Origin of the sequence: Micromonospora haikouensis (assembly GCF_900091595.1) — a bacterium.
In the GTDB taxonomy this organism is placed as follows: domain Bacteria; phylum Actinomycetota; class Actinomycetes; order Mycobacteriales; family Micromonosporaceae; genus Micromonospora; species Micromonospora haikouensis.
The window spans coordinates 115033-141144 of the sequence record NZ_FMCW01000009.1 but is presented as its reverse complement, the minus strand read 5'-3'; the positions used below and the strand labels follow the sequence as shown (position 1 = coordinate 141144).

Sequence of the window (26112 nt, the reverse complement as noted above, 5' to 3'; positions counted from 1 at the left end):
GCGCGGCGCCGGCGCACCCGGGTGTCGCCGCGCGCCGCGCCCCGCCTGATGCAGCCCCGACCAGCGACCGAGAGGACGACCGACACCGTGACCGTCAACCGTGAGATCCACCTCGCCTCCCGCCCCGAGGGGTGGCCGACCGCCGACAACTTCCGGCTCGTCGAGACCGAGGTGCCCACCCCGGGCCCCGGCCAGCTCGTGGTCCGCAACCAGTTCATGTCCGTCGACCCGTACATGCGCGGACGGATGAACGACGTCAAGTCGTACGTGCCGCCGTTCGCCCTCGACGCCCCGCTCGACGGCGGCGCGGTCGGCGAGGTGGTGGCCGGTGAGGGCAACGGGATCGTCCCCGGCGACACCGTCCTGCACGGCCTCGGCTGGCGGGAGTACGCGCTCCTCGACGCCAAGGGCGCCCGCAAGGTCGACCCGTCCCTGGCCCCGGTGAGCGCCTACCTGGGCGTGCTCGGCATGACCGGGCTGACCGCGTACGCCGGCCTGCTCGACGTGGCCGCCATGCAGCCCGGGGAGAGCGTCTTCGTCTCCGGCGCGGCCGGCGCGGTGGGCAGCATGGTCGGCCAGATCGCCAAGCTGAAGGGCGCCGCCCGGGTGGTCGGCAGCGCCGGCTCGCCGGCCAAGGTCGAGCGGCTGCGGGCGCTCGGCTTCGACGCCGCCTTCGACTACCACGACGGCCCCGTGGCCGACCAGCTCGCCGCCGCCGCCCCGAACGGGATCGACGTGTACTTCGACAACGTCGGCGGCGAGCACCTGGAGGCCGCGATCGGTGCGCTGCGGCTGCACGGCCGGGCCGCCGTCTGCGGGATGATCGCCCAGTACAACGCCACCGAGCCGCCGGCCGCGCCGCGCAACCTGGCGATGCTCATCGGCAAGCGGCTCACCCTGCGCGGCTTCCTCGTCGGCGACCACGGCCACCTGCGCGACCAGTTCGTCCAGGAGGTGGCCGGCTGGCTGCGCGAGGGCAGGCTCTCGTACGACGAGACGGTCGTCGACGGCATCGCCGCCGCCCCGGAGGCGTTCCTCGGCCTGCTGCGCGGCGACAACCTCGGCAAGATGCTGGTGCGCCTGTAAGGAAGGGCCCCTTGTTAACGCTTCCGGTAGAGAAGGGTCCCCTTCTCACCCCCGGAGCCGTGGTGCGGAGCCGCCCCTCGGAGCCGCCCCCTGGAGCCGCCCGTCGCCGGTGGTCGGCCTCACTCGGCGGCCGCCGGGGCGGGCCGGGGCGATAGGCTTCGCGGCATGACGGTGGCGGTGCGGGTGATCCCGTGTCTCGACGTGGACGCCGGGCGGGTGGTCAAGGGGGTCAACTTCCTCGACCTGCGCGACGCCGGCGACCCGGTGGAGTTGGCGGCGGCGTACGACCGGGCGGGCGCGGACGAGCTGACCTTCCTGGACGTGACCGCCTCTTCCAGCGACCGGGGCACCATGCTCGACGTGGTGCGCCGCACCGCCGAGTCGGTCTTCATCCCGCTCACCGTCGGCGGCGGCGTGCGGCAGGTCGCCGACGTCGACACGCTGCTGCGGGCCGGCGCCGACAAGGTCGGGGTGAACACCGCGGCCATCGCCCGCCCCGAGCTGATCGCCGAGATCGCCGACCGGTTCGGCCGGCAGGTGCTGGTGCTCTCCCTCGACGTGCGCCGGGCGCCGGCTGGCACCACCGCGAGCGGCTTCGAGGTCACCACCCACGGCGGTCGCCGGGGCACCGGGCTCGACGCCGTCGAGTGGGCGCGGCGCGGCGCCGAGCTGGGCGCGGGGGAGATCCTGCTCAACTCGATGGACGCCGACGGCACGAAGGCCGGCTTCGACCTGGAGCTGATCGGCGCGGTCCGCGCCGTCGTCGACGTGCCGGTGGTGGCCAGCGGCGGCGCGGGTGAGGTGGCCCACTTCCCGCCGGCCATCGCCGCCGGGGCCGACGCGGTGCTCGCCGCCAGCGTCTTCCACTTCGGCGAGCTGACCGTCGCCGAGGTCAAGGCCGCCCTGCGCGGTTCGGGTCACCCCGTGCGCTGACCCGCCCCTGCGCCCCCGGCCGATCCGGTCCCGCCCTGCGGCACCGGGCGATCCGGTCCCGCCCGTCGGTGCCGGGCCGAGCCGCCGCGGTGCGACCCCGTGGCGGGCCGCTCCAGGCCCGTCGACACCCGGCGTCGCGCCTCGCCCGTCAGTGCCGCCCGGAGTGGCCCTCCGGCGAGCGGCGCGGGGCCGGGATCGAGCGGACGGCGTACTCCTGCACGGCGGCGGCGTGTTCGTCCTCGGGGAGGGTCCAGTCGGCGCTGCCCGGGGCGTGCCGTCGGCTCAGCACGCCCTGCACGGTGTCGACGGCTGTGGCCAGGCCGGCGCTCGGGCGGGAGCGCCAGAGCTTCTCCCCGTCGGGGGTGAGCCGGAACCAGCCGTCGGTGACGCTGACCAGGCCGGCGCCGACGAGCCGGCGGACGGCGGTCTCCACCTCCTGCCGCTCGGGGATGGCGTGGTTGAGGTGGTCGGCTGTGGAGAGCACGTCAGCGAGCCGGACGCCCTCGGGGCGCCGCGTGGACGCCGCCCTGCGGTGCCGGCCGGCACCGTTGGCGATCACCAGCGAAACGAAGATCCAGGCGTCGGTCCAGCGCCATCCGCTCTCCCCCATGCAGGAATGATGCCGTGCGCCGCCGCCGGAGGAAACACCTACTTTTCCGGTACGGGTGTCGCCGCAGCTCAGCGCGGTTACGTGGTCACGGTCCGGCGGGGCGCGGCTCGGCGACCCCCACCTCGACCGGTCCCGCCCCGGCCGGTTCCGCCTCGACGGTGAACATCGGCAGGAACAGTTGGGCCAGCGGCCCGATGGTGAGGGCGTACGCGACGGTGCCGACGCCGACGGTGCCGCCGAGCAGCCAGCCGAGGGCCAGCACGGTGACCTCGATGACGGTGCGGACCAGCCGGACCGACCGTCCGGGGCGGCGCGCCACGTACCCGGTCATCAGGCCGTCGCGGGGGCCCGGGCCGAGCCGCGCGCCCAGGTAGAGGGCGGTGGCGGCGCCGTTGGCGACGATCCCGACGACCAGCAGCGCCGCCCGCGCCGCCAGCGGGGCCCCGCCGGGCAGCAGGGCCAGGGTGGCGTCGACCACGAGGCCGATCACCAGCACGTTGCTGACCGTGCCGAGGCCCGGTCGTTGGCGCAGCGGGACCCACAGCAGCAGCACGAGCGCGCCGACGGCGATGGTGACGGTGCCGAACGACAGGCCGGTCCGGCGGGCGACGCCCTGGTGGAAGACGTCCCACGGGTCGAGGCCGAGGCCGGAGCGGATCATCAGCGCCATGCTGACGCCGTAGAGGGTCAGGCCCGCGTAGAGCTGGACCAGCCGCCGGACGGGCTGCTGCCGCAGATTGCCAATTGCCACCATGCATGCCACCCTAGGTGCCAATCCGGCGGTGGGGAGAGCCAATATCGGGAGGGTGGCCATGACAAGTCAGGTGCGTGGGGTCCAATTGGCTCGGCTCCTTGGCCAGTGGCACGCGCTGCCGGGCCGCCGACGCAGCCCCGACTACGCCGCGCTCGCCGGCGCCGTCCGGGGGCTGCTCGCCGACGGCCGCCTGCCCCTGGGGGTACGCCTGCCGGCCGAGCGGGAGCTGGCCGAGGCGCTGCGGATCAGCCGGACCACGGTGACCGCCGCGTACCGGCAGTTGCGGGAGAGCGGCCATCTGGCCAGCCGCCGGGGGGCGGGCAGCTGGACGATGCTCCCGGGCACCCACCGGGTGGCCAGCACCGGCCTGTGGACCCCGCTGGACGACCGCGACATGATCGACCTCGGGGTGGCCGCGCTGGCCGCGCCGCCCGAGCTGCTGCCCGCCGCCCGGGCCGCCGCCGAGGACCTGCCCCGCTACCTGGGCGGGGCCGGCTACCACCCGACCGGCGTCATCGAGCTGCGCGAGGCGGTCGCCGCCGGCTACACGGCGCGGGGCCTGCCCACCTCACCCGACCAGATCATGGTCACCAGCGGCACCCAGCACGCGCTCGACCTGGTGCTGCGGCTGGCCCTGGCACCCGGGGGCAACGTGCTGGTCGAGTCGCCGACGTACCCGAACGCCCTCGCTGCCCTCGCCGCCCGCCGGGCCCGGATCACCACCCACGGGCTGGCCACCGACGCCGCCGGCTGGGACGCCGACCTGCTGCTGGGCAGCCTGCGTCAGGGGCGGCCGAAGCTGGCGTACCTGATCCCCGACTTCCAGAACCCGACCGGGCACCTGATGCCGGCCGAGCTGCGCGAGCGGGTGGTCGCCGCGGCCCACGCGGCCGGCACCGACCTGGTGATCGACGAGTCGTTCGTGGACCTGCCGCTGGACGGCACCGAGCTGCCCCCGCCCGTCGCCACGTTCGACCGGCACTCCCGGGTGATCTCCATCGGCGGGATGAGCAAGCCCTACTGGGGTGGCCTGCGCATCGGCTGGGTCCGCGCGTCCGCCCCGCAGGTGCAGCGGCTCGCCGCCGCCCGGGTCGGGGTGGACATGGCCAGCCCGGTGCTCGACCAGCTCGTCGCGGTCCACCTGCTCGCCGACGCGCCGGCCATCGTGGCCGCCCGCCGCACCCAGCTCGCCGCCCAGCGCGACGCCCTGACCGACGCGCTCGCGCGCCGCCTGCCCGACTGGCGGGTCACCGCGCCGCGCGGCGGAGTGACGCTCTGGGTGGAGCTGGACGGGCCGATCTCCAGCGCGCTGGCCCGCGCCGCCGAGGAGGTCGGCGTACGGCTGGCGCCCGGCCCCCGGTTCGGCCTGGACGGCACCCTCGAACGCTTCCTGCGGCTGCCGTTCACGCTGCCCGCCGCGGACCTGGCGGAGGCCGTCGGCCGGCTCGCGGCGGTCCGCTACGACCTGGACCGCGCCAGCCGCCCGCGCTGGCAGGAACCGGCGGTCATCGCCTGACCCGGCCGCCCGCCCGCGCGGTCCACCGATCCGGCCGAACCCGGCTGCCCGGCGGCCCCGGGTTGGGAGACTGCGGGGGTGGGCAGCGGGGGACGGTCGCTCGGGGTGCGCCCCGGCGCGCCCGGCTCGCGCACCACCCGGCTGGAGCTCTTCTACGACCTGGTCTTCGTCTACGCGTTCCTCAACGTCACCACGCTGACCGTGTACTACCCGAGCCCCGTCAACCTGTGCCGCTGCCTGCTCGTGCTGGGGCTGCTGTGGTGGTGCTGGACGGGCTTCGCCGGGCTCGGCAACGCGATCCGCGCCGACCAGGGGATCCTGCCGCTGGTCGGCTTCGTCACGATCGCCGCGACCTTCCTGCTGGCCCTGAGCATGCCGGGCGCGTTCACGGACCGGCCCGGCGGGCTGAACGGTCCGCTGGTCTTCGCGAGCTGCTACTTCCTGGTCCGCGCCTCGCAGCTCGCGGTCTTCGGCTGGGTGGCCCGGGGCGACCCGGTGCGGCTGCGGCGCTGGGCGTGGCTTGCCGGGCTGCCGGTGGTCGCGGCGGCCCTGCTCGTCGCGGCCGCGCTGGTGCCGCCGCGGATCGCCCACGACGGCACGGCGACGGCCCTGCAGCTGGCCTTCTGGGCCGCCGCGCTGACCCTGGAGTACGTGGCCGGGACGAGCCTCGGCGGCGCGTACTGGGTGGTGGTGTCGGCGGGGCACTGGGCGGAGCGGCACGCCCTGATGGTGCTGATCGCGCTCGGCGAGTCGATCATCGCGCTCGGGCTGGGCTCGAAGTTCGTCACCGGCCTGCCGCTGACCTGGCCGGTGGTGGTCGCCGCGGTGACCGGCATCGCGATCGCGGCGACGCTGTGGTGGGCGTACTTCGACGTCCTGGCGCTCGACGTCGAGCAGGCGCTGCACCGGGCCCGCGACCCGGTGGCGCGGGCCCGGCTGGCCCGGGACGCGTACACGTACCTGCACCTGCCGATCGTCACCGGGGTGATCTTCTTCGCCCTCGGGATCAAGGACCTGCTCGTCGAGGCGGCGGACCCGACCTCGCCGGCCTGGGGCGAGCCGCTGGGGGCGTTCTGGATCCTCGTGCTCTACGGCGGGGTCGGCCTCTACCTGCTCAGCCTCGTCGCCTGCGGGGTGCGGGTGCTGCGGGTGCTGCGCTGGCCGCCGGTGGTCGCGGTGGCGCTGCTGGCCCTGCTCTCGCCGCTGGCCGCCCGGATCGGGGCCCTGCACGCGCTGCTGCTGCTGGGGGTGGTCTGCGTGGCGCTGGTCGCGGTGGAGACCCGGGGAGAGGGGCGCCGCCGGCACCGGGTCCGCCAGTTGGCGCTGGCGGAGCAGACGGAGGCCGAGGCCGAGGCGAGCAGGTGGCGCGCCGAGCACCTGTGAGCCCGGGCCGCGCCTTCGTCCGCTTCCGCGCTGTGACTCCGCCCGCCTCCGCGCCCCGCGGCGACCGGCAGCCGTGCCCCGGGACGGTGGGGCACGGCCGCCGGTGGGTCGGCGCCGCGTGGGCGGGGACCGCCGGGGGAAGCGGCTCAGATCTCGGCGAGGCTGCCCTCGTACATCCGGTCGATCTCGGCCGCGAAGTTGCTCTCCACGCCCCGGCGCTTGATCTTGAGGGACGGGGTCATCTCGCCGTCCTCGATGGTCAGGTCGCGGGGCAGGACGGCCACCTTCTTGATCGTCTCCCAGCGGTTGAGCTTGGCGTTGAGCTGGGCGACGTACTCCTCGACCATGGCCCGGGCCTCGGCGGAGGCGGCGATCTCGGCGTAGCTGCGCCCCTCCAGCGGGCCGCCGGCCGCCCAGCCCCGGATCGCGTCCGGGTCGAGACTGACCAGCATCGTGCAGTAGTTGCGGGCCTGGCCGATGACGACCGCCTGCGACGTGTACGGGCACAGCGCCTTGAACATGCCCTCGATGTGCGAGGGGGCGACGTACTTGCCGCCGGAGGTCTTGACCAGGTCCTTCTTCCGGTCGGTGATGCGCAGGTAGCCGTCGTCGTCGAGGCTGCCGATGTCGCCGGTGCGGAAGAAGCCGTCCTCGGTGAACGCGGCGGCCGTGTCCTCGGGGAGGTGGTGGTACCCCCGCATGACCGGCCGGCCCCGGACCAGGATCTCCCCGTCGGTGTCGATCCGGCACTCCAGGTCGCCCATCGCCCGGCCGACGGTGCCGATGCGCAGGCCGCCGGGCGGGTTGACGAAGTTGCCGGCGCTGCTCTCGGTGAGGCCGTAGCCCTCGGAGATCGGCAGGTTGGCGGCGGCGAAGAAGGCGGCGATCTCCTTGCTCAGCGGCGCGGCGCCGGAGACGAGCACCCGGATCCGGCCGCCTAGGCGGGCCTGGAGCTTGCTGAACACCAGCTTCTCGGCCAGCGCGTACCGCAGCCTCAGCCCGGCGGGGACGGGCCGGCCGGCCTGCTCCAGCGCGACCTTCTCCTTGCCGACCCGCACCCCCCAGGCGAAGATCTTCGCCTTCGCGCCGCCGGCGTCCTGCGCGGTGGTGACCGCCTTGTTGTAGACCTTCTCGAAGACGCGGGGCGCCCCGCACATCAGCGTCGGCCGCACGACGGCCAGCAGCTCGACCAGCTTCTCGACCCGGCCGTCGACGTAGGTCGGCAGGCCGACGTGGGTCGCGCCGCAGAGCAGGGTCTTACCGAACGAGTGGGCCAGCGGCAGCCACAGGTACTGCAGGTCGTCTTCGCGCAGCAGCCCCACCTCGGCCTGCGCCACGCCCTCCCAGCACCAGCCGCCGTGCAGCAGCTCGACGCCCTTGGGCCGGCCCGTGGTGCCGGAGGTGTAGATGAGGGTGGCCAGGTGGTCGGGCCCGAGGTCGGCGGTCAGGCGCTCGATCAGCTCCGGGTCGTCGGCCAGGGTCCGGGCGCCCCGCTCCTCCAGTTCGGCGAGGGTCAGCTGCGGCACGGCCGCCGCCGGGTCGGGCGTGCCGTCGAAGAGCACCACGTGGGTCAGGGCCGGCAGCGTCGCGCCGGCGAGCTTGGCGGCCTGGGCCGGGTTCTCCGCGAACAGCACCCGGGAGCCGGAGTCGGCGACGATGTACGTGGCGTCCTCGGGCTCGGTGGTCGGGTAGACGGTGGTGGTGGCGCCACCCGCGCACATGATGCCGAAGTCGGCGAGCACCCAGTCGAGCCGGGTGCTCGACAGGATCGCCACCGGGTCTTCGCGGCCGACACCGAGCCCGTGCAGCCCCGCCGCGACCGCCCGGGCCCGCTGCCCGACCTGGGCCCAGGTCAGCCAGACCGGCCCGGAGTCGTCGGGGGCGGGGTGGGCGAACGCGGGGCGGTCGGGGGTGGCCGCCACGCGCTTGAGGAACATGTCGGGGATGGAACGGTACGGTACATCGAGAGACATCGCTGTAGCCGCCTTCAGGGGTGGAGGCGTGACGGGGGTCACGTCGTTTGCGGTTACCGAAGGGTATTGCCTGCACCGCGCATCGGCTAGTCCTCGCGGCGACCCGCCGGGGCCCCCGGGGCGGATCAGGCGTACCGGGCGGCCCGCAGCGACCAGTCGTAGGTGGCCCGCACCCAGTTGCGGCGGGCCGCCAGGAACGAGCGCAGCGCCGGGTCGTCGTCGGCGTCGCCCAGGGCCGCCTCCCGCTCGGCGTAGCACGCCAGGGCCCGGTTGAACCGCTCGGCGGCGGCCCGCAGCGCCGCCGGCTCGCCCCGGCCGGTCTCGGCCGCGATCGCGCTGACCAGGTTGTGCGCGTCCGGCCCCGCCCGGTTCTCCTTGCCGTACGAGAACAGGTCGTTGCACCAGCAGACCAGGTCCGCCGCCAGGGTCTCGACGTCGACGAGCGCCGGCTCGACGCGGCGGTCCGCCTCCGGCGGCGCGTCGTACGCGAGGTCGGTCAGGGTGAACGCGGGATGCACCGCCCCGGTGTGCCGGCGCAGCGAGACGTACTCGGCCACCCCGGGCACCCGGCCGTGCTCCCGGTTCGCCGCCTCCCACAGCAGGGCCAGCAGGTAGTCGCGCAGCTGGCCGACGAAGCGCAGCAGCAGCGGCGGGTGCCCGTGGGCCCGGATCCGCCGGCAGAGGTCGTCCAGGGCGGCGCCCAGCGGACCGCCGGCGGGGGGAAGGCCCGGGGCGCCGTGCCGGTCCAGCACGTCCAGCAGGTCGGCGACGACCGGGGCGAGCCGGGTGGGCGCGTCGCCGAGCCCGTCGTCGTCGCAGGCGTCGTCGACGACGAAGAGCCAGGTGATCAGGTCGGTGAGCAGGCGCAGCCGGTCGGCGGGCGCGTCCGGGCAGGTGCGACCGGCCAGCTCGGCGGCGGCGGCGTGCCGCAGGCGGTGCATCCGGCGTCCGTTGGTGATCAGGCCGAACGCCTGCGCCCAGCCCAGGCTCTGCGCGGCGGCCAGATCGGTGCCGGCGTGCCGGCGCGGGGGAAACGGTGGCTCGTCCAGGGCAGAGACCGCGAAGCTCCGCACGTCACCCCCTGCCGGGTCGGGCCACCCCGGGTGGGGCGACCGGCCGAGGGTACGCCAGATGAATAGATATTCATAGTTCGGTCGGGAGCCTGCCCCGCGCCGCCGAGTGACCGTTCCTGCACAGCCGGTCAGATGCCGAGCTGGGCGGCCCGGAGCCGGTCCACCGCCGCCGCCGGACCCTCCACCTGCACCCGCGAGACCCGCTGCCGGCCGGTGAGGAAGAGCACCAGCTCGCCCGGCGCGCCGACCACACGGATCCGCGGCCCGCCCCGCCCCGCCGACAGCGCGCCGTGCCCGGGCGCCTGCACCAGCAGGTCGGCCGGGAAGCGGCGCAACGCCAGCCGGCCCAGCACCGAGGCCCGCCGCCACAGCACGGCCTCCAGCCCGGCCGGCAGGTCGCGCGGACCCCACCCCGCCCGGGCCCGCCGGACGTCCTCGTGGTGGATGTAGAACTCCATCGTGTTGACCAGCTCGTCGGTGACGGGGTTGCTCAGCGGGCTCCACAGCGGCGGCCGGCGCACCAGCGCCACCAGCTCGTCGAAGGGCCGCGCCGCGACCCGCAGGCGCACCCGTTCGGCGTACCCGCGCAGCGGCGGCAGCGCGATCCCCCCGGCGGCGTCCGGCCGCCGCTCCCGCACGACGACGTGGGCGGCGAGGTCCCGCACCGACCAGCCCTCGTTGACGGTCGGCGCGTCCGGACCCAGGTTCTGCATGAGGTCGGCGAGCGCCTCGCGCTCCGACCGGGCGTACCGCGGCATGGCCCGATCGTAGGCCGGTCCGCCGCGGTCGGCTCGTCGTGCGGGGACGCCGCCCGACGTGATCGCCGACATACCCGTTCCGGGACAGCGTGGCTGGACCGGTCCGGTAAGGATGAGGGAGATAATTGCAACTTACGGCGGGGGAGAGCGTGACCAGCAGGACAAGTCGGGACGTGCTCCGCAGAGGGCTGTTCGTGCTCGGCCGGGCGATCCGGGAGCAGCCCCGGATCTTCGCGGTGGCGGTCAGCGGCAGCGTGTTGTTCGGCGGGCTGGTGATCGCCAGCGCGTACGTCGTCGGGGCGGTGGTCGGCGACGTCGTGGTGCCGGCGATCGCGCGCGGGTCGGTGGGCGTCGCGGCCCTCGCCCTCGCCGCCGGGGCGCTGTTCGGCATCAGCGTGCTGCGGGTGGTCGGCATCTTCGGCCGCCGGCTCGGCGCGGGCTACATGCAGTTCCGGCTCCAGGCCGCCTACCGCCGGCAGGTGACCCGCCGCTACCTGGAGCTGCCGCTGTCCTGGCACCAGCGCAACGCGACCGGCACCCTGCTGTCCAACGCCAACTCCGACGTCGAGGCGGCCTGGTACCCGATCGCCCCGCTGCCCTTCGCCGTCGGCACCGTGGTCATGCTGGTCGGCGCGATCGCCTCCCTGTTCGTCACCGACTGGGCGCTGGCCCTCGTCGGGCTCGCGGTCTTCCCCGCCCTGTTCGCCCTCAACGTGGTCTACTCCCGCCGGATGGCCCCCCGCCAGGCCCGCGCCCAGCGGCTGCGCGCCGAGGTCAGCGGCATCGCCCACGAGAGCTTCGACGGCGCCCTGGTGGTCAAGACCATGGGCCGCGAGGCGCAGGAGACCGCCCGGTTCGCCGCCCGCGCCGGCGAGCTGCGCGACGCGCTGATCTCCGTCGGCCGGCTGCGCGGCGTCTTCGACCCGATGCTGGAGACCCTGCCCAGCCTCGGCACCCTCGCCGTGCTGGTGGTCGGCGCGATCCGGCTCCGGCAGGGCGCCATCGGTGTCACCGACCTGGTCAGCGTGGCCTTCCTGTTCACCGTGCTGGCCTTCCCCGTGCGGGCCATCGGGTGGGTGCTGGCCGAGCTGCCGCGCAGCGTCGCCGGCTGGGACCGGGTGCGCCGGGTGCTCGACGCCACCGGCGAGATGCCGTACGGCGACGTCACGCTCGACCCGGCCGACCCGACGCCGGCCACGCTCGCCTTCGCCGACGTCGGCTTCGCCTACGAGCCCGCCGAGGCGCACCTGCCCGGCGCCGAGGTGCTCGGCGAGGTCACCTTCACCGTGCCCGCCGGCCGGACCGTGGCCCTGGTCGGGCCCACCGGCTCGGGCAAGTCCACCATCGCCGCGCTGGCCGTGCGGCTGGTCGACCCGCACACCGGCACGGTCAGCCTCGACGGCGTCGACGTCCGCCGGCTCACCGCCGCCTCGCTGGCCGGCACCGCCGCCCTGGTCGCCCAGGTGCCGTTCGTCTTCGACGACACCGTGCGGGCGAACATCGCGCTGGACCGGCCCGGCGTCACCGACGACGACGTCTGGGCCGCGCTGCGGCTCGCCGAGGCCGACGGCTTCGTCGCCGCGCTCCCCGAGGGGCTCGACACGATGGTCGGCGAGCGGGGCACCTCGCTCTCCGGCGGGCAGCGGCAGCGGCTCACCCTGGCCAGGGCCCTCGCCGGGCGGCCCCGGCTGCTGGTCCTCGACGACGCGACCAGCGCGGTCGACCCGAGGGTGGAGGCGGCCATCCTCGCCGGGCTGCGCGCGCCGGCCGCCGGCGGCCCCGCCGCCTCGATCCTGGTGGTGGCCTACCGGCGGGCCACCATCGCGCTCGCCGACGCGGTGATCTACCTGGAGCAGGGCCGGGTGATCGCCCGGGGCACCCACGCCGAGCTGCTCGCCACCGTTCCCGGCTACGCCGACCTGGTCACCGCCTACGAGCAGGCCGAGGCCGAGGCCGACGGCGAGCAGCAGCCCCGCCCGTACGACGAGGTCGCCCCGCTGACCTCCGGCCTGGAAGTCGAGGTGGACCGGTGAGTGTGGTGGAGGCCGAGCAGCCGGCGGAGAACACCTGGCGCACGCTGCGGCGGGGCCTGGCCCTCTCGCCCGAGCTGCGCACCGGCCTGGCCGGCACCCTCGCGTTGGCGCTGGTCTACATGGTGGGCCGGGTCGCCGTCCCGGTCGCCGTGCAGCAGGGCATCGACGAGGGCATCGTCGGCGGTCTCGACCTCGGCGTGGTGTGGACCGTCGTCGCGGTGACCGCCGCCGTGCTGGTGGTGACCACCACCTGCGGCTACCTGATGATGCGCCGGCTGTTCACGGTCAGCGAGACGGCCCTGGCCAACGTGCGCACCCGGGCGTTCCGGCACGTGCACGACCTGTCGATGCTGCACCAGCAGTCCGAGCGGCGCGGCTCGCTGGTCTCGCGCGTCACCAGCGACGTCGACCAGATCACCCAGTTCCTCCAGTGGGGCGGGGTGATCCTCATCGTCAACCTCGGCCAGCTCGCGGTGACGACGGCCGTCATGCTGGCCTACTCCTGGCAGTTGACCCTCGTGGTGCTCGCCGCGTTCGCGCCGGCGGTGCTGGTGATCCGGCAGCTCCAGCGCCGCCTCGCCGGGGCGTACGGGACGGTCCGGCAGCGGATGGGCACCCTGCTCGGCACGATCGGCGAGAGCGTCGTCGGCGCGCCGGTGATCCGGGCGTACGGGATCGCCGGGCGGACCGCCCGGCGGCTCGACGCGGCGATCGAGGGGCAGCGGCGGGCCCAGCAGCGGGCCATCCGGATCAGCATCCTGGGCAGCTCCGTCGGGGAACTGGCGGCCGGGCTGGCGCTGGCCGGCGTCGTCGTGCTCGGGGTGCTGCTCGGCGTGGACGGCACCCTGTCGATCGGGCAGCTCACCGCGTTCCTGTTCCTGGTCACCCTGTTCATCCAGCCGGTGCAGATCGCCACCGAGGTGCTCAACGAGGCGCAGAACGCCATCGCCGGCTGGCGGCGGGTGCTCGACGTGCTCGACGTCGCCCCGGACGTGGCCGACCCCGGCGAGCAGGGCCGGGACCTCCCGGCGGGGCCGCTGGACATCCGCTTCGCCGGGGTCGGCTTCGCCTACCCGGGCGGGCCGCCGGTGCTGCACGACGTGACCCTGGACATCGCGGCGAAGAGCCGGGTCGCCGTGGTGGGCGAGACCGGCAGCGGCAAGACCACGTTCGCGAAGCTGCTCACCCGGCTGATGGACCCGACCGACGGGGCGGTGCTGCTCTCCGGCGTGCCGCTGACCGAGGTTCGGTTCGCCTCGCTGCGTTCCCGGGTGGTGATGGTGCCGCAGGACGGCTTCCTGTTCGACGCGACGGTCGGGCAGAACGTCCGCTTCGCCCGGCCGGAGCTGACCGACGCGGAGCTGACGGCCGCGTTCACCGAGCTGGGGCTGGCCGACTGGCTGGCCGGGCTGCCGGCCGGGCTGGACACGCCGGTCGGCGAGCGCGGCGAGGCGCTGAGTGTGGGGGAGCGGCAGCTCGTGGCGCTGGCCCGGGCGTACGTGGCGGACCCGGACCTGCTGGTGCTGGACGAGGCGACCAGCGCGGTGGACCCGGCGACCGAGGTGCGCCTGCAGCGCACCCTGGACGCGGTGACCCGGGGCCGGACCACCCTCGCGATCGCCCACCGGCTCTCCACGGCCGAGGCCGCCGACGAGGTGATCGTGGTGGACCGGGGCCGGATCGTGCAGCGCGGGCCGCACGACGAGTTGATCCGCGACCCCGACTCGGTCTACGGCCTGCTGCACGCCTCCTGGCTGGAGCAGACCCGCTGAGCGGCCCGGACGGGCGAACCGGCGGTGCGGTGGACGCGGGGGCGCGCATGGTCTACCGTGCTGCTTAGGTAAGCCTAACCTTCGGAGGTGGGTCATGCGCCCCAGTCCCGCCCTGCGCCCCACGCCCGCCGAGACCGTCCGGACGCTGGTCGCCGGCCGGCTCCCGGCCCTGGTCCACCTGGCCCAGCGGCCCGGCCCGTACCACGTCCGGCACGCCACCGACGCCGACGGGCGGGTGCTGCTCCTCGTCGGCGTGCACAGCGACCTGGCGGCGGCGCTGCCCCGGGGCGCGGGCGCCGACGTCGCCGTGGCGCTGGACGTGCTCGACCTGCCGCCGGCCGCCGGCGCCCCGTCGCTCGGCCGGGCCTGGGTCTCCGGGTGGGCCGCCGCGCTGCACGGCGACGAGGCCCGCCAGGCCACCCTGGACTTCGCCGAGGTGGACCCGACCGGCGACCTGCTCGACGTGGGCACCCGCTTCCGGCTGTACCGCTTCGAGGTGGCCGAGGCCCGCCTGGAGCGCCCCGACGGGCTGCTGCGGATCGACCCCGTCGCGTACGCCGAGGCGGAGCCGGACCCGCTGCACCCGGTGGAGCCGGAGCTGCTCACCGAGCTGGCCGTGCACCACGGCCGGGAGATGGCCGCGTACGTCCGGCGTCAGCTCGGCCTGGTCGAGTCCGGCCCCGACGGCCCGCCCCGCGTGGTCCGCGTCGACCGGTACGGGCTGCTGGTCTCCCTCGGCCGGCCCGGCGCCCGGCGGCGGGCCCGGCTGGCCTTCCCGCGCCCGGTGGCCGACCACCGGGAGCTGGCCCGGCTGCTGCACCCGATGCTCTGCCAGCACCCGCGCTCCGCCGCCCCCCGCGGCTAAGCGCACCGTGCCGCCGTGGGGCGCGCGCCGCGCCCCGGTGGGTGAGCGGGGTACCCCGCTCTACCGAATGCGTTAACAAGGGGCCCCTCCTTACCCCAGCTCCCCGCGCAGGTAGCGCTGGACGGTCGGGCCCACCGCCGCGACCAGGGTCTCCGGCGGGGCGGAGGCGACCGGCTCCAGCCGCACGACGTGCCGCATGAGGGCCAGCCCGACCAGCTGGCTGGCCACCAGCGACCCGCGCAGCGGCAGCTCGGCCGGGTCGACGTCGAGGTGGTGCAGGACCCGGCGCAGCACCTGGGTGACCAGGAACTCGCGCAGCAGCCGGGCCGTCCACTCGTTGCTCACGGCCGAGCGCAGCAGCGCCACTGCGGCGCTGCCGGCCGGGGAGTCCCAGACGCCGAGGAAGGTGCGCACCAGCCGCTCACCGACGCCGTCGGGATCGCCGGCCAGCACCCGGGGCAGCAGCTCGCCCGGGTCGAGCGGGGCGCCCATCGCGGCCAGGAAGAGCTGGTCCTTGCCGCCGAAGTAGTGGTGCACCAGCGCCGGGTCGACCCCGGCCGCGGCGGCGATCGACCGGATCGAGGCCGCGTCGAAGCCCCGCTCGGCGAACGCGGTACGCGCCGCGTCGAGGATCGCCTCGCGGGTGCCCGGGTTGCCGGGCCGCCGCCCGGTGCGTCGCGCCGTCGCCATCCGCGCCCCCGCCCGCGCGTCAGCCGCTGCGGCGGCGCAGGGTGGCCGCGGCCAGCGCCAGCGCCAGCACCACCGCCCCGGCCACCACCCCAAGGTCGCGCCACATGGTGGCCGTCGGCTCGGCGTGCGCGCCGACCTCCTGCAACGCCTCGACGGCGTACGACAGGGGGAGCGCGTCGCTGACCGCCTGCAACCAGCCGGCCATCTCGTCGCGGGCGACGAACAGCCCGCACAGCAGCAGCTGGGGGATCACCACGACGGGCATGAACTGCACGGCCTGGAACTCGGTGCGGGCGAAGGCGCTGCAGAACAGGCCGAGGGCGACGCCGAGCACCGCGTTGACCACGGCGATCACGATGACCAGGGCGCTGCTGCCGGCGGTGGTCAGCCCGAACACCCAGTACGCCACCGCCGAGGCGATCGCGGCCTGGCCGGCGGCGGCGAGGCCGAACGCGATGCCGTAGCCGAAGAGCAGGTCGAGCCGGCCCAGCGGGGTGGTGAGCAGCCGCTCCAGGGTGCCGGAGGTGCGCTCGCGCAGCATCGCGATGCTGGTCACCAGGAACATGATCACGAAGGGGAAGACGCCGAGCATCACCAGGGCCACCCGGTCGAACATGCTCGGCTGGCCGGGCGGGGTGGGCTGGTCGGCGTACATGTAGTAGACGAGCGTGAGCAGGAGGGCCGGCACCAGCACCAGCAGGGCGACGGTGCGCCGGTCGTGCCGCAGCTGGCGCAGGACGCGGCCGGTGGTGGCGGCCAGGATGCGCGCGTTCACGACGCCGCCCCCTCGCCGGCTGCCCGCCCGAGGCCGTCAGCCTGCCCGCCGCCGCGCCCGCCGTCGTCCTGTCCGCCGCCGCCCGGACCACCGTCGTCCTGCCCGGCGGCCGCCTCGCTGGCCCGGATCAGACGCAGGAACGCCTCGTCGAGATCGTCGACCCCGGCGGCGGCGCGGACCGCGTCGGGGGTGTCGTCGGCGACGAGCCGGCCCTCGCGGATCAGCAGCAGGCGGTCGCAGCGGGCGGCCTCGTCCATCACGTGGCTGGACACCAGCAGGGTCGTCCCGGCGGCGGCGAGGGCGTGGAACCGGGCCCACAGGTCGGCCCGCAGCACCGGGTCCTGCCCGACCGTCGGCTCGTCGAGGACGACCAGCTCCGGCTCGCCGACCAGGGCGCAGGCCAGCGACGCCCGGCTGCGCTGCCCGCCGGAGAGGGAGCCGACGAGCTGGCCGGCGGCGTCGGCCAGCCCGACGTCGGCCACGGACCGGTCGGCCTCGGCCCGGCCCCGACCGTGCAGGGCGGCGAAGTAGCGGGCGTTCTCGGCGACGGTGAGGTCGGCGTAGACGCTGGGCGCCTGGGTCAGGTAGCCCACCCGGCTGCGCAGCGCCGGGGAGCCCGCCGGCCGGCCGAGGACGGTCACCGAGCCCGAGCGGACCGTCTGCACCCCGACGACGGCCCGCATGAGGGTGGTCTTGCCGCTGCCGCTGGGCCCGAGCAGGCCGGTGACGGCGCCGCGCGGCACCGCGCACGTCACGCCGTGCAGCACCCGGCGTCGGCCCCGGTCCACGACCAGGTCGCGGACCGCGATCGCGTGGTCCATCGCCACCCCCTGGGAAGTAATTCATCACCCGATGAACTCCACGCTAGGTGAGGGAGGGGGTCGCCCGCAACGGTCGCCGCCCGGCCGGGCGGGACTGCCGCCGCGACGGGCGGGGCGGCCGGCCGGAGCCGGGGTGCCGCCGGGCGGCGGCGAAAGGTACCCCGAGGCAGGAAAGAGAACCCTCGGGCACCAGCCTTCGGACCGGGGCGTCAGCCTTCTGACCGGACAGCCCGTCCGGCATCGGGCATTGCGCCCCGATCGGGCGTACGGCACGATGGCGCGGTGGGTCACGCTGCGTCACCGGAAAGTGGATTCCTCGACGACTGGGCCGCCCGGCTGCGGCAGGCAGCCGAGCGCCCCGTCGTCGGCATCCTGCTGCGGGGCAGCCACGCCCGCCGGGCCGCCACGGCGCACAGCGACGTCGACCTCGACGTGCTGGTCGCCGACGCCACGCCGGGCCGCCCGGCCGGGCCGCCGATCAACGCCCCGTACGCCGCCCGCCGCGCCTACCTGGCCGAAACCGGCGGCCGGCTCACCCACGTCTCGGTGGCGGTCCGCGACGTCCGCTCCTGGCTGGAGCGGCTCGCCCAGCCGGCCGAGTGGGCGTTCGGGCTGCCGGTCACCGCGCCGATCCGGCTGCTCTGGGCCGACGAACGGTGGCGTGCCCGCATCGACCTGCCGGTGCTCTGCCAGCCCGCCGACGAGCCCCGGCTGGAGGAACTGATCGCCACGCTCGGTAAGGTCGCCGGGGCCCGGGCCCGGGGTGACCACCTCGGCGTCCGGCTGGCCGCCGCCGACCTGGCCCGGCTCTGCCCGTCCGTGCTGCGGCTGGCCAACCCGTCGGTACGGGTGGTGTCCCGCCGGGCGGCGTTCGCCGCCGCCCTCGACCTGCCGGTCGCCCCGCCCGGATACCGCGACGGCATGCTGCTCTGCCTCGGCGTGCGCCCCGGCTCCGTCGGGCAGCTCTGGGCCGCCGCCGGGCGGCTGGTCACCGGCACCGTCCCGCTGGTCCGCCCGTACGCCGAGGAGATCGCCGCCGTCGCCGGCACGGACCTCGCCGAGGCCCTGTCCGACGGGCGGCTGGACCGCTACCTCGCGCAGCTCACCGGCGGGCCCGTACCGGCGCGGGCCCGCGTGCCCGAGCCGGCGCCGGGTGCCCGGCGGGAGCCGTCGCCGGTGCCGTCGCCGCGTGCGGGAGAATGGCTGACTGTGCCCGTACCTGACGCGCCGGTGACCGGCGCCAACGCCCCCAGGACCCCGGCGGCGACGCCCGGCCCGGCCCGCCCGTCCCGGCTCGACCCGGCCGTCGCCGCGCGGCTGCGCCGCACCCCCGACGGTCTGGTGGCCGCCGTGGTGCGCCAGCACGACACGGGCGAGGTGCTGATGGTCGCCTGGATGGACGACGAGGCGCTGCACCGCACCCTCACCACCGGCCTGGCCACCTACTGGTCGCGCAGCCGGCAGGAGTACTGGGTCAAGGGGGCCACCTCCGGCCACCTCCAGCACGTCCGCTCGGTCGCGCTGGACTGCGACGGCGACGCGCTGCTGGTCAGCGTCGACCAGGTCGGCGCGGCCTGCCACACCGGCGAGCGCACCTGCTTCTTCACCGAGCTGCCGGTCACCACCACCGGGGGGCAGGCATGACCGACGGCGTCGTCAGCCCCGACCAGGCCACCTTCGCCGACCTGGCGGCCCGCTGGCGGGTCGTCCCGGTCACCCGGCGGCTGCTCGCCGACGCGGAGACCCCGGTGGGCGTCTACCGCAAGCTGGCCGGCGGCCCCGGCACGTTCCTGCTGGAGTCCGCCGAGCAGGGGGCCGGCTCGGCGGGGATGGCCTGGTCGCGATACTCGTTCATCGGCGTGCGCAGCAGCGCCACCCTCACCGAGCGCGACGGCGTGGCGGGCTGGACCGGCCAGCCGCCGGCCGGGCTGCCCTCCGGCGGCGACCCGGTCAAGGTGCTGCGCGAGACCGTCGAGGCCCTCGCCGGCCCGGCCTGGGACCCGGCCAGCGGTATGCCGCCGCTGACCGGCGGCATGGTCGGCTACCTCGGGTACGACCTGGTCCGTCGCTTCGAGCGGCTGCCCGAGCTGACCGAGGACGACCTCGGCCTGCCCGAGCTGGGCATGATGCTCGCCACCGACCTGGTGGTCCTCGACCACTACGACGGCTCGGCGATCCTCATCGCCAACGCGGTGCTCCCGCCGGCCGACGAGCCGGGCCGGGACGCCCTGGTCGCCGCCGCCTACCACCACGCGGTCGGCCGGCTGGACGCGATGACCACGGCGCTGTCCCGGCCCATCCCGCCGATGATCTCCACGGTCGACCGGCCGGCCGTCGGCGACGTGGTCAGCCGCACCGACGCGGGCGGCTACCCGAAGGCCGTCGAGGCGGCCAAGGAGGCGATCCGGGCCGGGGAGTGCTTCCAGATCGTGCTGGCCCAGCGCTTCGAGCGGCCCACCGACGCCGACCCGCTGGACGTCTACCGGGTGCTGCGCACCACCAACCCGAGCCCGTACATGTACCTGCTGCGCTTCGACGGCTTCGACGTGGTCGGCTCGTCGCCCGAGGCGCACCTGAAGGTCAACGCCGGCCCCGACGGCCGCCGCCGCGCGCTGCTGCACCCGATCGCCGGCACCCGCCCGCGCGGCGCCACGCCGGACGCCGACGCCCGGCTCGCCGCCGAGCTGCTCGCCGACCCGAAGGAGCGCTCCGAGCACGTCATGCTGGTCGACCTGGGCCGCAACGACCTGGGCCGGGTCTGCCGCCCGGGCACCGTCCAGGTGCCGGAGTTCGCCACCATCGAGCGGTACAGCCACGTCATGCACATCGTCTCCACCGTGGTCGGGGAGTTGCGCCCGGAGCAGACGGCGTTCGACGCGCTGGCCGCGACCTTCCCGGCCGGCACCCTGTCCGGCGCGCCGAAGGTCCGGGCCATGGAGATCATCGAGGAGCTGGAGCCGGTCCGGCGCGGCCTCTACGGCGGCACGGTCGGCTACTTCGGCTTCGGCGGGGACCTGGACATGGCGATCGCCATCCGCACCGCGCTGATCCGCGACGGCCGCGCGTACGTGCAGGCCGGCGCGGGGGTGGTGGCCGACTCCGACCCGGCCGCCGAGGACCGGGAGACCCGCGACAAGGCCGCCGCCGTGCTCGCCGCCATCGCCGCCGCCGAGACGCTGCGGCCCGCCCGGTGAGCGCGGCGGGGCGGCGCGTCGTGGCGCCGGGCGGCGGGTGGCCGCGGTGACCGGGCCGGCGACCGACCGGGAGACCTCCGGGGCCGGCGCGCCGGCCGCGCGGGCGCGCCGCGAGCTGACGTACGCGGTGCTGCTCTGCCTGGCCGGCGCGGGCCTGGCGCTGTGGGCGTCGACCCGGACGTGGGCGGTGGAGCTGGCCGCCCGGCCGGCGCCGCTGCCCCCGGTGCGCGCGGCCCGCACCGGGGCGGGGCTGCTGCCCTGGCTGCCCGCGCTCGCGGTGGTCGGGCTGGCCGGGGGCGGCGCGGTGCTGGCCACCCGGGGGCTGCCGCGTCGGCTGGTCGGCGTCCTGCTGCTGGCGCTCGGGGCGGCCGTCGCGGTCGGCGGCGGCTACGGCCTGGTGGCCGCGTTCGACGGCACGGTGAGCCGGCAGTGGCCGGCGTTCTGCCTGGTCGGCGGTCTGCTCGCCGCCCTCGGCGGCGGCCTCGTCGCGCTGCGCGGCGCGGGCTGGCCGGCGATGGGGGCGCGTTACGAGCGCCCGGGTCGACGCGGCGCGGGCCCCGCCCCGGCGGAGGCCGCGGCCGGCCCGGTGACCGGGCGGCGCACCACCGAGGCGTGGGACGCGCTGGACCGGGGCGAGGACCCGACGGCCGACTGACCGGCGAACGCCGTCCGCGTCGGGCGCGAGGGCGAGGGCCCACTGTCGAACCGGCCGACCGGCGAACCGACTGGCCCGCGAACCGACTGGCCGGCGAATCGACTGGCCGGCTGCCTCGCGGCCGGGGCCGGCCCGGCGGGGTCAGCGGCCGGGGTCAGCCGACCGGCTGGCGGTCCCGCGTCGCGGCGCGGGCGGCGGCCAGCTCGGCCACCAGGTGGTCCAGCTCGGCGCGCTGGTGGGCACGGGCCCGGTCGGCGCAGACGGCCTCCCAGGCGTTGCCGCGCGCGGTGCGCACCCGGGCGTCGCCCACGACGGCCCGCTCCAGGGTGTGCACCACCCCGACGGCCAGCGACGCCACGGTGCGGGAGATGGTGGTCAGTCCGATGGTCGGGTTGGGCCCGGCAGTGCTCATCTGGTCACCCCACGCGAGATCGTTCCGACGGCTCGGGCGGCTGCTCGCCGCGGCCGCCCGATGGGCCGCGGGCAGGCCCCTCGTCGAGTCTGCCCGAGCTCCACGGTGCCCGGCTCACGTTTCGCCGTGGTCACCGCCACGTCAACTGTCCGCCGGATCCATCCACCTGGGCAGGGCCGTTCAGCCTTGAGCTTCGTCACAACATCGACCGGCGTGCGCGCGGTCGCAGGCCGGCGCGCGTGCGGGTCGCCGGCCGGTCGCGCCGGTGGGCACCGGGCGGCGTGCGCGCGGCGCGGCGCCGACGGACAATGATCCGATGAAGATGGGCGATCGTCGATGGCCTGGCGGGCGGTGGCGTCACCGCGATCGATGCGGTAGATCGCGCTCGGTGATCCACCGTTCACCGGAAGTCGGCCATTATGCCGCAGCCCATCTCGTGAGGAGCGCCATACCCCCGGCACGTGCTGCCAGGTGGCGCCCCCTAGCATCGGCCCATGACACCCGGAGAGGGGAGTCCGTTGGTGACTGCTGAGCATGCGCACGCGGAGGGGGACGGGGCCGGTCCGGCGGCGTCCGGAAGCGTCCTCGACGAGATCCTGGCCGGCGTCCGCGAGGACGTCGCCCGGCGGCAGGAGCAGGTTCCGCTGGAGCGGATCCGTGAGCTCGCCGCCGCCGCGCCGCCACCGCTGGACGCGTACGCGGCCCTGCGCCGACCCGGCGTGGCCGTGATCGCCGAGGTGAAGCGTTCGTCGCCGTCCAAGGGCCAGATCGCCGAGATCGCCGACCCGGCCGTCCTCGCCGCCGACTACGCCGCCGGGGGTGCGCGGGTCATCAGCGTGCTCACCGAGGGGCGCTGGTTCGGTGGCTCGCTGGACGACCTGGCCGCCGTCCGGGCCGCGGTCAAGGTCCCTGTCCTACGCAAGGACTTCGTCGTCTCCAGCTACCAGGTGCACGAGGCCCGCGCGCACGGCGCCGACCTGGTCCTGCTGATCGTGGCCGCGCTGGAGCAGAACGCGCTGGTCGGGCTGCTGGAGCGGATCGAGTCCCTCGGCATGTGCGCGCTGGTCGAGGTGCACACCGAGGAGGAGGCCGACCGGGCCATGGAGGCCGGCGCGCAGGTGATCGGGGTCAACGCCCGCGACCTGCGTACCCTGGAGGTCGACCGGTCGGTGTTCGAGCGGATCGCGCCCGGCCTGCCCAGCAACGTCGTCAAGATCGCCGAGTCCGGCGTGCGCGGCCCGCACGACCTGATCCGCTACGCCTCGGCCGGCGCCGACGCCGTGCTCGTCGGCGAGGGCCTGGTCACCCACTCCAGCCCCCGCGAGGCGGTGGCCGCCCTGGTCAACGCCGGCAACCACCCGGCGACGCCCCGCCCGGCACGCTGAGCCGCGCCGGGCGTCCCGCCCGGCGCGCTGAGTAACCCGGGGCGAGAAGTCAGCAGCGAGAGGACACCGCCATGAGCGCCACCGAACCGGCCCCGGCCGGTCAGCTCCCCGACGCCGCCGGTCACTTCGGCCGGTTCGGCGGCCGGTTCGTCCCGGAGGCGCTCGTCGCGGCGCTCGACGAGCTGGACGCCGCGTACCGCAAGGCGATGTCCGACGAGTCGTTCCGCGCCGAGTTCGACGCGCTGCTGCGCGACTACGCCGGCACCCCCTCGCGGCTCTACCCGGCCCACCGGTTCTCCGCGAAGATCGGCGCGCAGGTGCTGCTCAAGCGGGAGGACCTCAACCACACCGGCGCCCACAAGGTGCGCAACGTGCTCGGCCAGGCGCTGCTGACCAAGCGGATGGGCAAGCGGCGGGTGATCGCCGAGACCGGTGCGGGCCAGCACGGCGTGGCCACCGCGACGGCCGCCGCCCTGTTCGACCTCGAATGCGTGGTCTACATGGGCGAGGTCGACACCCAGCGGCAGGCGCTCAACGTGGCCCGGATGCGGATGCTCGGCGCCACGGTCGTCCCGGTCACCACCGGCTCGCGCACCCTCAAGGACGCGATGAACGAGGCGATGCGGGACTGGGTGGCCAACGTCGACGAGACGCACTACCTCATCGGCACGGCCGCCGGCCCGCATCCGTTCCCCGAGCTGGTCCGGGACTTCGTCCGGGGCATCGGCGTCGAGGCCCGCGCGCAGTGCCTGGAGGCGACCGGCGCGCTGCCCGACGCCGTCGCGGCCTGCGTCGGCGGCGGCTCCAACGCGCTGGGCATCTTCCACGCCTTCGTGCCCGACGAGGGCGTGCGGCTCTACGGCTTCGAGGCCGGCGGGGAGGGCGTGGACACCGACCGGCACGCGGCCAGCATCACCGGCGGCACGTCCGGCGTGCTGCACGGCGCCCGCACCTACGTGCTGCAGGACGCCGACGGGCAGACCGTCGAGTCGCACTCCATCTCGGCCGGCCTGGACTACCCGGGCGTCGGGCCGGAGCACGCGTGGCTGCACGACAGCGGCCGGGCGAACTACCTGCCGGTCACCGACGCCGAGGCGATGGCCGCGTTCGAGCTGCTCTGCCGCACCGAGGGGATCATCCCGGCGATCGAGAGCGCGCACGCCCTTGCCGGCGCGCGCAAGATCGCCCCAGGGCTCGCCGCCGAGCTGGGCCGGGAACCGGTCATCCTGGTCAACCTCTCCGGCCGGGGCGACAAGGACGTGCACACCGCCGGCGAATACTTCGGCATCCTCGACAAGGAGCAGTGACTCGTGAGCCGCATCGGGGTCGCGTTCGACAAGGCCCGGGCCGACGGGCGGGCCGTGCTGGTGGGCTGCATGCCGGCCGGCTTCCCGACCGTCGAGGGCAGCATCGCCGCCATGAAGGCGATGGTCTCCGCTGGCGTGGACGTCATCGAGGTGGAGATCCCCTACTCCGACCCGGTGATGGACGGCCCGGTCATCCAGAAGGCCAGCGACATCGCCCTGGCCGGCGGCGTACGCACCGCCGACACGCTGCGCATCATCGAGGCCGTCGCGGCCACCGGCGCGCCGGTGGTCACCATGACCTACTGGAACCCCATCGAGCAGTACGGCGTCGACGCGTTCGCCCGGGACCTCGCGGCGGCCGGCGGCACGGGCCTGATCACCCCCGACCTGATCCCCGACGAGGCCGACGAGTGGCTGGCCGCCTCGGACGCGCACGGGCTGGACCGCACCTTCCTGGTCTCCCCGTCGTCGACCGACGCGCGGCTGCGGATGACCGTGGAACACTGCCGGGGCTTCGTCTACGCCACCGCCATCATGGGCGTCACCGGCGCCCGGTCGCAGACCTCGGAGGCCGCGCCGATCCTGGTCTCCCGGCTGCGCGAGGTCACCGACCTGCCGGTCGGCGTCGGGCTCGGCGTCGGCACGGGCGCTCAGGCCGGCACCGTCGCCGGTTACGCCGACGGCGTGATCGTCGGCAGCGCGCTGATCCGCTGCCTGCTCGACGCGCCCGACCCGGCCGCCGGCCTGACCGCCCTGCGGGCGCTGAGCGCCGAGCTCGCCGAGGGCGTCCGCCACCCGCAGCGCTGATCCGCCCCGCGCCCGCGCCGCCCCCGTCCGGCGTCGCTCGTGCGCGCCGTGCGGGGTGAGAAGGGGACCCTTCTCTACCGTATGCGTTAACAAGGGGCCCCTCCTTGCAACCCGGCCCGGGGTGCCGGTCGGGCGGTGGGCGGCGGTAGCGTGTGCACCCGTGACCCTCGTCTCCACGATCCCCCAGGCGGCCCTGCCGAGCCCCAGCACGGCCGTCTGGCAGCTCGGCCCGCTGCCGCTGCGGGCGTACGCGCTCTGCATCATCGCCGGCATCGCGGTGGCCTGCGTGGTCACCGAGCGCCGGCTGCGCCAGCGCGGCGTCGCCCCCGGCGCGGTGCTCGACATCGCCGTCTGGGCGGTGCCGACCGGCATCATCGGCGCCCGGATCTACCACGTGATCACCTCGCCGGAGAAATACTTCGGCGCGGGCGGCGAGCCGCTCAAGGCGTTCGCCATCTGGGAGGGCGGCCTCGGCATCTGGGGCGCGGTGGCCGGCGGTGCGCTCGGCGCGTGGATCGCCGCCCGTCAGCTCGGCATCCCGTTCGCGGTGGTGGCCGACGCGCTCGCCCCGGGGCTCCCGCTCGCGCAGGCGGTCGGCCGGTTCGGCAACTGGTTCAACAACGAGCTCTACGGCGGCCTGACGACCCTGCCGTGGGGGCTGCGGGTGCACGACATGGACCCGCGCAACCCGGGTCATGCCAAGGTCGTCGACGGCGAGCCGGTGCTGCTGCCGGGGCTCTACCATCCGACGTTCCTCTACGAGGCGCTGTGGAACGTCGGCGTCGCCGCCCTGGTCCTCGTCCTCGACCGGCGGCTGCGGCTGGGCCGGGGGCGGGCGTTCGCGCTCTACGTGATGGGCTACACGGCCGGCCGGTTCTGGATCGAACTGATGCGCACCGACGAGGCCAACCACATCCTCGGCCTCCGGCTCAACGTCTGGACGGCCGCGCTGGTCTTCGTCGGGGCACTGGTCTACTTCCTGCGGGTGCGCGGGCCCCGCGAATACCTCGTCCCGGTGGGCGGCCCCGCCCCGGAGCCGGCCCCGACCGGGGGCGACGTGTCCCAGCTCGACCTGTCCGAGCGGGAGGCCGGCGCGCGGGCCGCCGCCCCGGAGGGCTACCGGGTGGTGAGCGAGGAGCAGTTCCGCGCGTACCGGGAGACCGGGGTCGTCCCCGACGACCCGGCCGCGGCCGGCCCCGACGCGGCGGGCGACGCCGATCAGGACGAAGACGGAGCCGACGAGACGGACGACGAGGCGGCCGGGGCCACCGGCACCCGCGCCGCCGACCGCGAGAGCTGAGCGGGAGGGG

General features: G+C 75.7%; 22 protein-coding genes and 2 pseudogenes. 15 read left to right on the top strand and 9 right to left on the bottom strand.

Annotated elements, in window-relative coordinates; all coding sequences use genetic code 11:
- Positions 1 to 48: 48 nt before the first annotated feature.
- Both GA0070558_RS11320 and hisF read left to right on the top strand, forming a co-directional pair.
- The gene (locus GA0070558_RS11320; RefSeq protein WP_077939079.1) at positions 49 to 1086 is read left to right on the top strand and encodes an NADP-dependent oxidoreductase; all 1038 of its coding nucleotides are present in this window, start codon (positions 49 to 51) and stop codon (positions 1084 to 1086) included.
- A gap of 165 nt (positions 1087 to 1251) precedes the next feature.
- Positions 1252 to 2019, top strand: coding sequence for an imidazole glycerol phosphate synthase subunit HisF (gene hisF / locus GA0070558_RS11315; protein WP_043967348.1), 768 nt, complete (start codon positions 1252 to 1254; stop codon positions 2017 to 2019).
- 148 nt (positions 2020 to 2167) lie between these two features.
- Here the strand turns inward: hisF and GA0070558_RS11310 are convergent, their stop codons facing one another.
- Complete coding sequence (locus GA0070558_RS11310; protein WP_043967350.1) at positions 2168 to 2629, bottom strand: hypothetical protein; 462 nt, start codon at positions 2627 to 2629, stop codon at positions 2168 to 2170.
- Positions 2630 to 2714: 85 nt separating this feature from the next.
- A complete protein-coding gene (yczE, locus tag GA0070558_RS11305; protein WP_091278324.1) occupies positions 2715 to 3383 on the bottom strand; it encodes a membrane protein YczE in 669 nt (222 codons plus the stop codon).
- Positions 3384 to 3441: 58 nt separating this feature from the next.
- Between yczE and yczR the strand changes: the two genes are divergently transcribed.
- Both yczR and GA0070558_RS11295 read left to right on the top strand, forming a co-directional pair.
- Positions 3442 to 4899 (top strand): MocR-like transcription factor YczR, encoded by a 1458-nt coding sequence (gene yczR / locus GA0070558_RS11300; RefSeq protein WP_091278322.1) that lies wholly within the window; start codon positions 3442 to 3444, stop codon positions 4897 to 4899.
- A 78-nt stretch (positions 4900 to 4977) separates the two neighbouring features.
- The gene (locus tag GA0070558_RS11295; protein WP_256091878.1) at positions 4978 to 6282 is read left to right on the top strand and encodes a low temperature requirement protein A; all 1305 of its coding nucleotides are present in this window, start codon (positions 4978 to 4980) and stop codon (positions 6280 to 6282) included.
- A gap of 146 nt (positions 6283 to 6428) precedes the next feature.
- On the opposite strand, the gene GA0070558_RS11290 is transcribed toward GA0070558_RS11295, so the two are convergent.
- The 3 genes from GA0070558_RS11290 to GA0070558_RS11280 all read right to left on the bottom strand — a co-directional run bounded on the left by GA0070558_RS11290 (position 6429) and on the right by GA0070558_RS11280 (position 10086).
- Entirely contained in the window at positions 6429 to 8255 is a 1827-nt protein-coding gene (locus tag GA0070558_RS11290) for an AMP-dependent synthetase/ligase (protein WP_091278318.1), read from the bottom strand.
- Between the two features lie 125 nt (positions 8256 to 8380).
- Positions 8381 to 9328: a terpene synthase family protein gene (locus GA0070558_RS11285; protein ID WP_091278316.1), complete on the bottom strand. Its 948-nt coding sequence runs from the start codon at positions 9326 to 9328 to the stop codon at positions 8381 to 8383.
- A 128-nt stretch (positions 9329 to 9456) separates the two neighbouring features.
- On the bottom strand, positions 9457 to 10086 hold the full coding sequence (locus tag GA0070558_RS11280) for a TIGR03085 family metal-binding protein (RefSeq protein WP_091278314.1): 630 nt from the start codon (positions 10084 to 10086) through the stop codon (positions 9457 to 9459).
- Between the two features lie 149 nt (positions 10087 to 10235).
- Here GA0070558_RS11280 and GA0070558_RS11275 point away from each other — a divergent pair, with 149 nt between their 5' ends.
- The 3 genes from GA0070558_RS11275 (at position 10236) to GA0070558_RS11265 (ending at position 14756) form a co-directional block, all read left to right on the top strand.
- Entirely contained in the window at positions 10236 to 12119 is a 1884-nt protein-coding gene (locus tag GA0070558_RS11275) for an ABC transporter ATP-binding protein (RefSeq protein WP_176734183.1), read from the top strand.
- Positions 12116 to 13891, top strand: coding sequence for an ABC transporter ATP-binding protein (locus tag GA0070558_RS11270; RefSeq protein WP_176734182.1), 1776 nt, complete (start codon positions 12116 to 12118; stop codon positions 13889 to 13891). The genes GA0070558_RS11275 and GA0070558_RS11270 overlap by 4 nt, the downstream gene beginning before the upstream one ends.
- A gap of 112 nt (positions 13892 to 14003) precedes the next feature.
- Complete coding sequence (locus GA0070558_RS11265; RefSeq protein ID WP_043969311.1) at positions 14004 to 14756, top strand: DUF2470 domain-containing protein; 753 nt, start codon at positions 14004 to 14006, stop codon at positions 14754 to 14756.
- Positions 14757 to 14846: 90 nt separating this feature from the next.
- Here GA0070558_RS11265 and GA0070558_RS11260 read toward each other — a convergent pair whose 3' ends face one another.
- The 3 genes and pseudogenes from GA0070558_RS11260 to GA0070558_RS11250 form a co-directional block, all read right to left on the bottom strand.
- Positions 14847 to 15446: a TetR/AcrR family transcriptional regulator gene (locus GA0070558_RS11260; protein WP_091278310.1), complete on the bottom strand. Its 600-nt coding sequence runs from the start codon at positions 15444 to 15446 to the stop codon at positions 14847 to 14849.
- A gap of 19 nt (positions 15447 to 15465) precedes the next feature.
- Entirely contained in the window at positions 15466 to 16221 is a 756-nt protein-coding gene (locus GA0070558_RS11255; RefSeq protein WP_077939082.1) for an ABC transporter permease, read from the bottom strand.
- 101 nt (positions 16222 to 16322) lie between these two features.
- Positions 16323 to 17042 (bottom strand): annotated as a pseudogene (locus GA0070558_RS11250) (ABC transporter ATP-binding protein); the annotation flags it as partial.
- Between the two features lie 282 nt (positions 17043 to 17324).
- Here GA0070558_RS11250 and GA0070558_RS34955 point away from each other — a divergent pair.
- From GA0070558_RS34955 to GA0070558_RS11235, 4 genes and pseudogenes are all read left to right on the top strand, one after another.
- Positions 17325 to 18032: pseudogene (locus tag GA0070558_RS34955) on the top strand (phosphoribosyl-AMP cyclohydrolase); the annotation flags it as partial.
- Positions 18033 to 18251: 219 nt separating this feature from the next.
- Positions 18252 to 18686: a phosphoribosyl-AMP cyclohydrolase gene (gene hisI, locus GA0070558_RS34235; protein WP_043969313.1), complete on the top strand. Its 435-nt coding sequence runs from the start codon at positions 18252 to 18254 to the stop codon at positions 18684 to 18686.
- Positions 18683 to 20236: an anthranilate synthase component I gene (locus tag GA0070558_RS11240; protein ID WP_091278309.1), complete on the top strand. Its 1554-nt coding sequence runs from the start codon at positions 18683 to 18685 to the stop codon at positions 20234 to 20236. The genes hisI and GA0070558_RS11240 overlap by 4 nt, the downstream gene beginning before the upstream one ends.
- A gap of 37 nt (positions 20237 to 20273) precedes the next feature.
- Positions 20274 to 20891, top strand: a complete 618-nt coding sequence (locus tag GA0070558_RS11235; RefSeq protein WP_077939085.1) for a Trp biosynthesis-associated membrane protein — start codon at positions 20274 to 20276, stop codon at positions 20889 to 20891.
- A gap of 154 nt (positions 20892 to 21045) precedes the next feature.
- Here the strand turns inward: GA0070558_RS11235 and GA0070558_RS11230 are convergent, their stop codons facing one another.
- Complete coding sequence (locus GA0070558_RS11230) at positions 21046 to 21303, bottom strand: hypothetical protein (protein WP_091278307.1); 258 nt, start codon at positions 21301 to 21303, stop codon at positions 21046 to 21048.
- 521 nt (positions 21304 to 21824) lie between these two features.
- On the opposite strand from GA0070558_RS11230, the gene trpC reads away from it, so the two are divergent.
- From trpC to lgt, 4 genes are all read left to right on the top strand, one after another.
- Positions 21825 to 22688, top strand: a complete 864-nt coding sequence (gene trpC, locus GA0070558_RS11225) for an indole-3-glycerol phosphate synthase TrpC (RefSeq protein WP_091278305.1) — start codon at positions 21825 to 21827, stop codon at positions 22686 to 22688.
- Between the two features lie 71 nt (positions 22689 to 22759).
- Positions 22760 to 23995: a tryptophan synthase subunit beta gene (trpB, locus tag GA0070558_RS11220; protein WP_091278303.1), complete on the top strand. Its 1236-nt coding sequence runs from the start codon at positions 22760 to 22762 to the stop codon at positions 23993 to 23995.
- Positions 23996 to 23998: 3 nt separating this feature from the next.
- Positions 23999 to 24802, top strand: coding sequence for a tryptophan synthase subunit alpha (gene trpA, locus GA0070558_RS11215; RefSeq protein WP_077939088.1), 804 nt, complete (start codon positions 23999 to 24001; stop codon positions 24800 to 24802).
- A 160-nt stretch (positions 24803 to 24962) separates the two neighbouring features.
- Positions 24963 to 26102 (top strand): prolipoprotein diacylglyceryl transferase, encoded by a 1140-nt coding sequence (gene lgt, locus GA0070558_RS11210; protein ID WP_091278301.1) that lies wholly within the window; start codon positions 24963 to 24965, stop codon positions 26100 to 26102.
- Positions 26103 to 26112: the final 10 nt, after the last annotated feature.

Coding starts and splice junctions, on each gene's coding strand:
- GA0070558_RS11320 (WP_077939079.1), top strand. CDS start 49: ATGCAGCCCCGACCAGCGACCGAGAGGACGACCGACACCGTGACCGTC.
- hisF (WP_043967348.1), top strand. CDS start 1,252: ATGACGGTGGCGGTGCGGGTGATCCCGTGTCTCGACGTGGACGCCGGG.
- GA0070558_RS11310 (WP_043967350.1), bottom strand. CDS start 2,629: ATGGGGGAGAGCGGATGGCGCTGGACCGACGCCTGGATCTTCGTTTCG.
- yczE (WP_091278324.1), bottom strand. CDS start 3,383: ATGGTGGCAATTGGCAATCTGCGGCAGCAGCCCGTCCGGCGGCTGGTC.
- yczR (WP_091278322.1), top strand. CDS start 3,442: ATGACAAGTCAGGTGCGTGGGGTCCAATTGGCTCGGCTCCTTGGCCAG.
- GA0070558_RS11290 (WP_091278318.1), bottom strand. CDS start 8,255: ATGTCTCTCGATGTACCGTACCGTTCCATCCCCGACATGTTCCTCAAG.
- GA0070558_RS11280 (WP_091278314.1), bottom strand. CDS start 10,086: ATGCCGCGGTACGCCCGGTCGGAGCGCGAGGCGCTCGCCGACCTCATG.
- GA0070558_RS11260 (WP_091278310.1), bottom strand. CDS start 15,446: ATGGCGACGGCGCGACGCACCGGGCGGCGGCCCGGCAACCCGGGCACC.
- GA0070558_RS11240 (WP_091278309.1), top strand. CDS start 18,683: ATGACCGACGGCGTCGTCAGCCCCGACCAGGCCACCTTCGCCGACCTG.
- GA0070558_RS11230 (WP_091278307.1), bottom strand. CDS start 21,303: ATGAGCACTGCCGGGCCCAACCCGACCATCGGACTGACCACCATCTCC.
- trpB (WP_091278303.1), top strand. CDS start 22,760: ATGAGCGCCACCGAACCGGCCCCGGCCGGTCAGCTCCCCGACGCCGCC.